This is a genomic window from Aeromonas sp. HMWF014, assembly GCF_963878295.1.
Lineage (GTDB): Bacteria > Pseudomonadota > Gammaproteobacteria > Enterobacterales > Aeromonadaceae > Aeromonas > Aeromonas popoffii.
The window spans coordinates 436-1,617 of the sequence record NZ_CAWNYS010000316.1; the positions used below are offsets into that span (position 1 = coordinate 436).

Genomic DNA, 1,182 nt, shown 5'->3' on the forward strand with positions numbered 1-1,182 from the left:
CGCACCGGCACCATGTATTCGGGCAGGCATTCGCCCGCCTGTTGCAGCAGGGCCTCGCCGTCCGGCTCGCTCGCCCCCGCATGCAAACAGGCGTACGCCAGCAAGCGGCCGTCTTGCACCACCACCTTGATCTGGCGAATGGCCGGGCACAGCGCGGCGACTTGCGTCTCTATCTCGCCAGGCTCGATGCGATAGCCCCGCAGCTTGATCTGCTCATCAATCCGGCCCAGATATTGGATGTTGCCGTCGCGGCGCAACAGCGCCCGATCGCCGGTGCGGTAGAGGCGATAAGTGCGGGTATCCGTGTCTGCATCAAGTGTCAGCTCGATAAAAGCCTCTTGGGCTCGCTCAGGCAGATTGAGGTAGCCGCGGGCAAGGCCGAGACCACTCAGGCAGAGCTCGCCGGGCACCCCCACGGGGCAGAGGTTGCCCCCTTCGTCCAGGATCAGCGCTTTTAAATTGCTGATAGGCTGGCCTATGGTGATGGGCTGACCCGGCACCAGCCGCGCGCAGAGCGCCGTGACGGTGCACTCGGTCGGGCCATACATGTTGTAGAGCGCAACCCGCTCCCCCCAGCGTTCCACCAGGCTGCTCGGGCAGGCTTCGCCGCCAACGCCGATGGCACGCAGGGAACCGAGATCGGTCGGTGGCAACAGGTTCGCCAGCAGGGCGGTGGGCAGGATCATATGGCTGGCGCCACAGTTGATCGCGGCCGTGATGGCTCCTTCGCCCGGCTCGCCAAAATGCAGGGCTGCGCCGCAGTAGAGTGGCAGCAGGGTGGTCATGTTGCCCGCATCGAACGACAGAGACATACTGCTGAACATAGTCCCGTTCTGATCAAGGGCGATGCGTTCTGCATGATCTGCCATCAGGTTGACCAGGCTGCCCTGCTCCACCATGACCCCCTTGGGCAGGCCTGTGCTGCCGGAGGTGTAGATGATCTGGGCCAGCATGGCGGCGTCCCGGGGGATGGCGGGAACCTTGCTTGGCAGCCCATCCAACGCCAGCCGATGCAGGTTGTGGTAACCGACATCTGTGTCCATAAGGGTCTCGGCGAGCCGGGCGTCCGGCTCCCCTCCCAACACCAGCACAATGGCGGCGTCGCTCAGGATATGGGCCAGCCGCTCGGCGGGATAGGCGGGGTCCAGCGGCACATAAGCCGCCCCCGCCTTCCAGCTGGCG

At 65.1% G+C, this 1,182-nt stretch carries 1 protein-coding gene; it reads right to left on the reverse strand.

The features are described from left to right. On the reverse strand, positions 1–1,182 hold a 1,182-nt coding region (locus tag AAC083_RS13130; protein WP_258224690.1), incomplete at both ends, for an amino acid adenylation domain-containing protein.